The 7157-nt window shown below is 73.6% G+C and carries 4 protein-coding genes and 1 pseudogene; all 5 read left to right on the top strand.

Going from position 1 to position 7157, the window contains the following annotated elements; genetic code table 11:
• Positions 1-1264, top strand: a pseudogene (locus tag ACFV61_RS31180) (hypothetical protein); the annotation flags it as partial.
• Between the two features lie 3 nt (positions 1265-1267).
• A complete protein-coding gene (locus tag ACFV61_RS31175; protein WP_380495256.1) occupies positions 1268-5143 on the top strand; it encodes a hypothetical protein in 3876 nt (1291 codons plus the stop codon).
• A gap of 37 nt (positions 5144-5180) precedes the next feature.
• On the top strand, positions 5181-6164 hold the full coding sequence (locus ACFV61_RS31170) for a hypothetical protein (RefSeq protein ID WP_380495254.1): 984 nt from the start codon (positions 5181-5183) through the stop codon (positions 6162-6164).
• A 7-nt stretch (positions 6165-6171) separates the two neighbouring features.
• The gene (locus ACFV61_RS31165) at positions 6172-6978 is read left to right on the top strand and encodes a hypothetical protein (RefSeq protein ID WP_380495252.1); all 807 of its coding nucleotides are present in this window, start codon (positions 6172-6174) and stop codon (positions 6976-6978) included.
• Positions 6975-7139, top strand: a complete 165-nt coding sequence (locus ACFV61_RS31160) for a hypothetical protein (RefSeq protein ID WP_380495251.1) — start codon at positions 6975-6977, stop codon at positions 7137-7139. Before ACFV61_RS31165 ends, ACFV61_RS31160 begins: the two co-directional genes overlap by 4 nt.
• Positions 7140-7157: the final 18 nt, after the last annotated feature.

Here is a 7157-nt window from a genome sequence, read left to right as displayed (position 1 = left end):
CGGGGCCGCCGGGGCCCGGGTCGGCGGGCTGTCCGCCCCCAACATGACCGTGTCGCAGATCTCGCGCACGCTCGGGCCGGCCGTCAGCGACGCCTTCCAGACCGTGCCCTCGAAGCTGTTCGCCCCGGACGCCACCCTGTTCGGCGTGGTCCCGCTGAGCAGCCTCATCGACGTCGTCAGCGCACCGCCGAAGCTCCTCTGGGTCGGGCAGCAGACGCCCACCCCGTCCGCGGAGCTGACCTGGCACCAGGACCTGCAGAAGTCCTTCCCGCCGTTCACGCCCGACACCGGGTGCGCGCTGGACCTCGACGTCCGGGCCCTGTCGGTCGACGGGAAGCCGGAGATGCACGCCACCGGGACGATCAGCAACTTCAAGCTGATCGTCCCCGACGTCGGCGCCCCCGCGTACGTCGCCCTCACCTTCGCGTCCGTGACCTTCACCGCCGAGCCCGGCAAGCGGCTCGACCTCTCCACCCGCCTGACGAACGTCACACTCGGCGGGGACCTCGGGTTCCTCGCCACCCTGGAGCAGTACCTCCCGCTCGGGGGGAACGGCCCGAGGATCGACACCTCGGCGACCAGCATCACGGCCTCGTACACCGTTGCCGTCCCCAGCGTCGGCCTGCTGGTGTTCAGCGTGCAGAACCTCACCGTGCAGGCCGGCGTCACGCTGTCGCTGACCGACCAGCCGATCGTCATGGACTTCGCGTTCGGCACCCGGGAACGGCCGTTCCTGGTCACCGTGTCGGGCTTCGGCGGCGGCGGGTACCTGGAACTCGGCCTGAGCGCCGGCGGCACCGACAGCGGCCTGCAGCGCTTCACCGGCGGGATCGAGTTCGGCGCCGCCATCGTCATGGACTTCGTCATCGTGTCCGCGGAGGTGCACGTCTTCGGCGGCGTCGTCTTCGCCAAGAACGGCACCGACACCGAGGTCACCGGCTATCTGCGGATCGGCGGCAGCGTCTCGCTGCTGGGGCTGATCAGCGTCTCGATCGAACTGACCCTCAGCCTGACGTACGACTCCACCTCCGGCTCGCTGAGCGGTTCGGCCCGGCTCGTGATCACCGTGGACCTGACCTTCTTCTCCAAGTCCTTCACGCTGGAGTGCCACAAGTGCTTCGGCAACTGCCCGCCCCCCGCCGGGCTGCGCCGCCCCCTGAGCGGCGCCTCGACCGCCTCGGACCCGTCGGTCGAGGCCGCGCTCGGGCCGCAGGGGCAGACCTTCCCGTGGCAGACCTACTGCCGGGCGTTCGCAGGGGAGTGAGCCATGTCATCGACCGGCCCGGAGAGCCTGACCGGCCTGGAGAGCCTGACCGGCCCGGAGAGTTCGACCGGTCCGGAGAGTTCGACCGGCCTGGAGCGGCAGTTCGTCTGGACGGTGCTCCCGGCGGGCCGGCTGGCGACCGTCCCCGGCCAGTCCGCGCCGATGGCGCTGCTGTCGGTGCTGCTGACACCGCGCCTGCTCGCCCCGGACGGAGCCGCGCTCACCATCGCGGACTTCGGGATGCAGGACTGGCCGCGGCGGCTCGCCGGGGTGGGCTTCGACGTCCGGCGCGGCGGGCGGACGCTGCCGTCCGTGCGCGTCCCGTACACCGCCCTCGACGGGAGCACCGTCCAGTTCCCCCCGGACCGGCAACTCTCCGTCTGGCAGACGCTGTTCACCGCCACGATGCCCGTGGAGCCGTACCGGGCCACCAGCTACGACGGGCGGGCCACCAAGGCCTTCCCGGCCGGCCGGGCCGGTACCGACGTCAAGGGCATCTACGCCGCCACCGCCCAGGCCCACGCCGCGCACCGCGGCGCGGCGCCGGAGAGCCACCCCGGGCTGCGGGCCGCGCTGCGGGCGATCGGCGAGCAGTGGCAGCCCGGCCTGCTGGCACCCGCCGGCGCCACCCCGGCCCACGCCACCCCGACCGGTGCCACGCCGCCCCACGCCACACCGCCCCACGCCACCCCGACCGATGCGACGCCGGCGCTCGCCCAGGCGTACGCCTTCTACCGGCGCGGCGCGCCCGACACCACGCCACCGGACCGCCTGGCGACGCCCCCGCCCGCAGGCGAGTTCCACCAGGGCATCGCGCACCTGGCCGACCACCCCGTCCTGCTGCGCGCGCTCGGCCTGCTGGTCGACCTCGCCGTACCCGCCTCCGCGCTCACCCCGGTGGACCAGACGCACCCGGCGGAGCTGAGGGTGGTGCCGCTGTGGCCCCAGCCCGACCCGAACCCGTCACCGGGCTGGAGCGCGGCCGCCCAGACCGACCTCTCGCCCGCCACCGCCTACACCGTCACCGGCACCCGCTTCGTGCCCTCCTCCGTCGACGGCCCGACCTCCACCGGCTTCAGCGGCGGCCTCCTGCCGCTGACCGGTGCCGGTCTCGCGCCCTCCGCGAACCCCCGGTTCGAGCTGCTGCCCTTCGACGTGGACGGCGCCGCCCTGCGGCTGGTCAGCACGGCCCGGTCGGACGGGTCGTCGCCCCCTCCCGGGGAGTCGTCCCCCGTTCCGGTCGGGGCACTGCCCGCGCTGCACTCGACGGGCTTCGCCCTGGTCGACCGGGCTCGGGAGGAGGAGCACGGCAAGCAGCTCCAGCGGGCGCAGCAGCGCGGCACGCCGGCCGGCCTGCTCGCCTCCGCCCTGCTGGCGGACTCCCTGCTCGGCGGCTACCGGATGGACGTGTTCGACGACAGCCGCCAGACCTGGTACTCGCTGTGCCGGCGGCGGGTGCACCACACCGTCGGCGGCGTGCCGCTGCTGCCCGACGGCCTGCTGGAGGAGGGCTACCTGCGGCCCGGCCCGGTCGTCACCGGCTTCGGCGACGCCGACGCGCTGTACCTGCACGAGATCGTGGCGCGCTGGGACGGCTGGAGCCAGGTGGCCCAGCGGCCCGAGCGGGTCACCGCCACCGGGGACACCCTGCCGGTACCGGTCACGTCGGGCCTCGACACGGTGGTGGAGTGCGACACCGGCTCGCTGCCACGGCTGCGGTTCGGCCGCAAGTACCGGATCCGGGTCAGGATCGCCGACCTCGCCGGCGGCGGGCTGCGCGTCGAGGAGGTCGGCGCCGCCGACGCCCAGTCGGACCTCGTCCCCTACTGGCGCTTCGAGCCGCTGCCGCCGCCGGAGCTGGTGCCGACCCGGGAGTGGGACGACGGCGACGGCCACGACCGGATGGTCATCCGCAGCGACCGCGGCACCTCGGCGGACGACTACGCGACCCTCCACGGCTACCGTGCCCACGACCTGCGGCACCTGCTGCCGCCGAAGTGCTCGCTGGCCCTGGCGCTGCAGTACGACGGCGCCTTCGACACCGCGCTGGGCCCCGCGGCGCCCGGCACCGAGGTGAGCCGGCTCTTCGCGGTCGCCGAACGGGCCGACCGCGAGCTCACCGACGTCCAGGGCGCGCGTACCGTCCCCGCCGGGCCGCCCTCGCCGTCCTCGTACGTCGTCCTGCCCGAGACCGACGCGGCCCTGCCCTGGCTGGCCGACCCGAGCGGCGTGTGCGCCGCCCTGAACGCCCGGCCCCGGCCCATCGACCCCGGCAACGGGCGGCCCGGTCAGATCGACCCGCCCGACGACGCCGTGATCGCCATCTGGCAAGGCGCCTGGCCCGACCTGCAGACCGCGTCCGTACGGCTGGAGGCGGCCGCGAGCGGCTGCACGGTGAGCCGGGCGGACCCACGCCACGTCACGGTCGCGCTCGGTCCGGCCGAGCAGGTGACCTTCGACATCCCGTCCTGCCTCACGTTCGACGACGTCGCGCTGTTCGGCATCGCGCTCTGGCAGGGCGTCGACCCGAACGTGCCGCACCTGCCGGCCTTCCAGGACATCGTCGCCGGCCGGAACCGCCTGATCACCCCACCGCGCACGGTCACCCTGGTGCACGCGGTGCAACACCCCCTCACCGACCCGAGCGGGCAGCTGACGCCCAGGCGGGGGCCCGGCGACCGCGACACCGTCCTCGGGACGGACGCCTTCGCGATCGACATCCCGAGCACCGGACGGATCGACCTGAACGCCGACTGGACCGACCAGGACGACAGCCCGCCGGCCGCACCGACCACCACCCGGCGGATGGCGCACGTCGGCTCGTACGAGGTCCAGCACCTGCCCCTGCTGGAAGCGCTCCCGGAGATCCGCCAGGAGTTCGGCGACACCCGCCACCACCACGTGAGCTACGCCGTGACGGCGGTGTCCCGCTTCGAGGACTGCTTCGCGCGCATCCTCGCCACCGACCCCGGTGCCTGCACCGCCGCCGGGCAACTCGGCGACATCGACGTGCCGAGCACCGTGCGCCCACCCGCCCCCCAACTGCTCGACTGCGTCCCGTCGTTCGGCTGGACCCGCACCACCGACGGGCAGCGGTCGCTCACCCGGCTGCGCCAGGGCGGCGGCCTGCGGGTCCTCCTCCAACGGCCCTGGTACGTCTCGGGCGACGACGAGGCCCTGGCCGTACTCACCTTCCCGCCCGGGCCGGTCCCCGCCGAAGCCCTGCGGTACGTCGCGGTCGCCGGACGCGACCCGATCCGGGACACCGGGGCACCACCCGCCGTCCTCACCGGAGCCCAGGTCAACGCGGCACAGCGGGCCCAGGTGACCCTCCCCGAGCTGCACCGCCTGCTGGACGCCGCCCTCTACCCGGTCGAGTTCGACGCCGAGGGCGACCGCTGGTTCGCCGACCTCGACCTGACGCCGGTCGTCTCCGCCTCCTACTTCCCGTTCGTCCGGCTCGCCCTGGCCCGCTACCAGCGGTACACCATCCCGGGTGTCCCCGACGTGTCACAGGTGGTGCTGACCGAGCCCGTCCAACTCGCGCCGCAGCGGCGCCTCACGGTCACCCGCAGCGCGGGGCAGGCGGGCGTCGTCCTGGAGGGCCTCGGGCCGGGCGGCGCCGGGAACACCGTCCGGACCGAACTCCAGGTCCAGGACCCGGGGGTGACGGCGCCGGACGGCGTCACCGGCTGGTCCACCGTCCTGACGGCCGCCTCCGCCGTCCTCGGGCAGACCATCACGATCAGCGTTCCGGACACCGGGCAGCGGGCCCAGCGCCTGGTCGTCCGGGAGTTCGAGACCCGGCCTGTTCCCGCCGGCGCCGACACCACCGGTCGACCCGTGTTCGTCGACGTCGTAGCCCTCGGAACGTGGTGACGGACGTCACCGCGGCTCCACGACCGAAGAAGCGATCATGGCAGACATCTTTCCCGACACCGGCCAGCTCCGGCTCGCGGACCAGGCCACCAGCGGCCTCCTGCCCCTCGTCGTGGACAAGGTGGCGACGTCCTGGTCCGTCCTGGTGGTGGCCCTCGGCCCGAACTGCGCACCCCTGGGCGCGAGGCCACCGGACATCGAGCTGCGGGCGGGCTCCGGAGCGCTCACCACCGTCGCGCAGGCACCCGCCACGTCGTCGATCGTCGACGGGACCGGGAGCGCGGTCGGCACCGCGTCGTGGACCAGGGACGCCAACGACGTCTTCACGGTGCAGATCGACATCTCCAATCCGGGGGAACGCCCCTGGGGCCTGCGGATCACGAACACCGACCCGCAGGAACTCGGCTTCGTCTGGTCCACGGGGAAGACCCCGGCGAAGGCCCAGCAGCCGCGGATCATCCTGGACCGCACCCCCCTGCGGATGACGGTGGCCTTGGGCGAGACCGTCCCGGACATCACGATCCCGATCTCCAACATCGGCACCGGACCGCTGCACGTGAACGGTCCGGGCGACCAGCCCATGGGTGCGGGCTACGTGCTGAAGAACTTCCCGGCCAGCCTCCCGCCCAACGCCTGCGACCACCTCCAGATCGGGATCAGCCCCGTATCCGAACCGATCGTCACCAGCCTGCAGACCGCCGACTTCGTCCTGCCCTGCAACGATCCGGTGGCCCAGGAGGTCACCCTGCAGCTGTCACGCGACGAGAAGGGCAAGGACGTCAAGGACGTCAAGGACGTCGCCAAGGAGAACAAGGACGACAAGGACGACAAGGAGCGGAAGGAAGCCAAGGAGGACAAGGAGGACAAGGACGCATTCAAAGAACACCCCGCCGAGGGCATGCACCCGGCATCCGAAGTCAACCACCCACCCGAGCACTTCATCCCCCCGGCGCAGCGCCCCGACCTCGCGGACAGCGCCCTGCGGGACGAACCCCCCGAGCCGGGACGGACCGAGAGGTAGGCGCCGCATGTGGCTGGTGCTCTGCGATCCGGCGGACCGGGCCGCCGTGTGGGCGTACGAGGGGCTGCGCGAGCGCGGGCTGGAACCCCTGGAACTGCTCTCCCCGCAGACCCTGCTCAGCTCCACCAGGTCGGTGCACCGCGTCGACCGCCTCGGCGCGAGCTTCGAGATCACCCTGCCCGACGGGCGCGTCCTGGACAGCCGTGACGTCGACGGCGTGCTCAACCGGGTGGCCTCCGCCCCCTTCGGGTACCTGCCGTTCACCACCCACACCGACGCCGCCTACGCCGCCCAGGAGCTGGGCGCACTCCTGCTCAGCCTGCTCACCTGCCTGGCCCCGGTCTCGGTCAACAGGCCCGCCGGGTACGGACTGTGCGGCGCCTGGCGCTCGACCGCCGAGTGGACCGCACTCGCGATCAGAGCGGGGCTCCCCGCCCGGCCGGCCCGGATCTCCAGCAGCCCCGACGGCGAACCGCGAGCGGCCCCGATCGGGCGCGGCGACGTCCTGGTGCTCGGCGAGCACGTCTTCGGCGCACCCCCGGCCGAGGACGAGGAGCCGTACGTCCGGCTCGCCCGGCTCGCCGAGGTCGACCTGCTCGGGATCGACCTGCTCGGGGCCGACGTGCTCGGGGCCGACGTGGCCGGGGCCGACCCGCCCGGGGCCGACCTGCTTGGAGCCGGCCACCGCCGCGACGACGGTCGGTCGGCGGTCTTCGCGGGAGCTAGCCCCCTGCCCGACCTCCGCCCAGCCGGCGCCGCCTTCCTCGACCGCCTGTACGAACACCTCACCGGGCTCCCCCGGGGTGCGCCGTGATCGTCGTCTGCGGCATCGCCAGCGAGTCGCCGCTCGCCCGGGTCAGGGCCGAACTCGACAGCCTCGGCCTGCCGTACGCCATGCTCCACCAACGGCGCTTCGAGGAGCTGCCGTTCGAGGTGGAGGCCACCGGCGCCGCCGTCCGGGGACGCATCCCGTAAGACGGCGGATCCATCGAC

It is taken from the genome of Kitasatospora sp. NPDC059817, assembly GCF_042731835.1.
Classification (GTDB): domain Bacteria; phylum Actinomycetota; class Actinomycetes; order Streptomycetales; family Streptomycetaceae; genus Kitasatospora.
The sequence above is the reverse complement of the archived record's forward strand: the minus strand, read 5'-3'. Positions and strand labels throughout refer to the sequence as shown.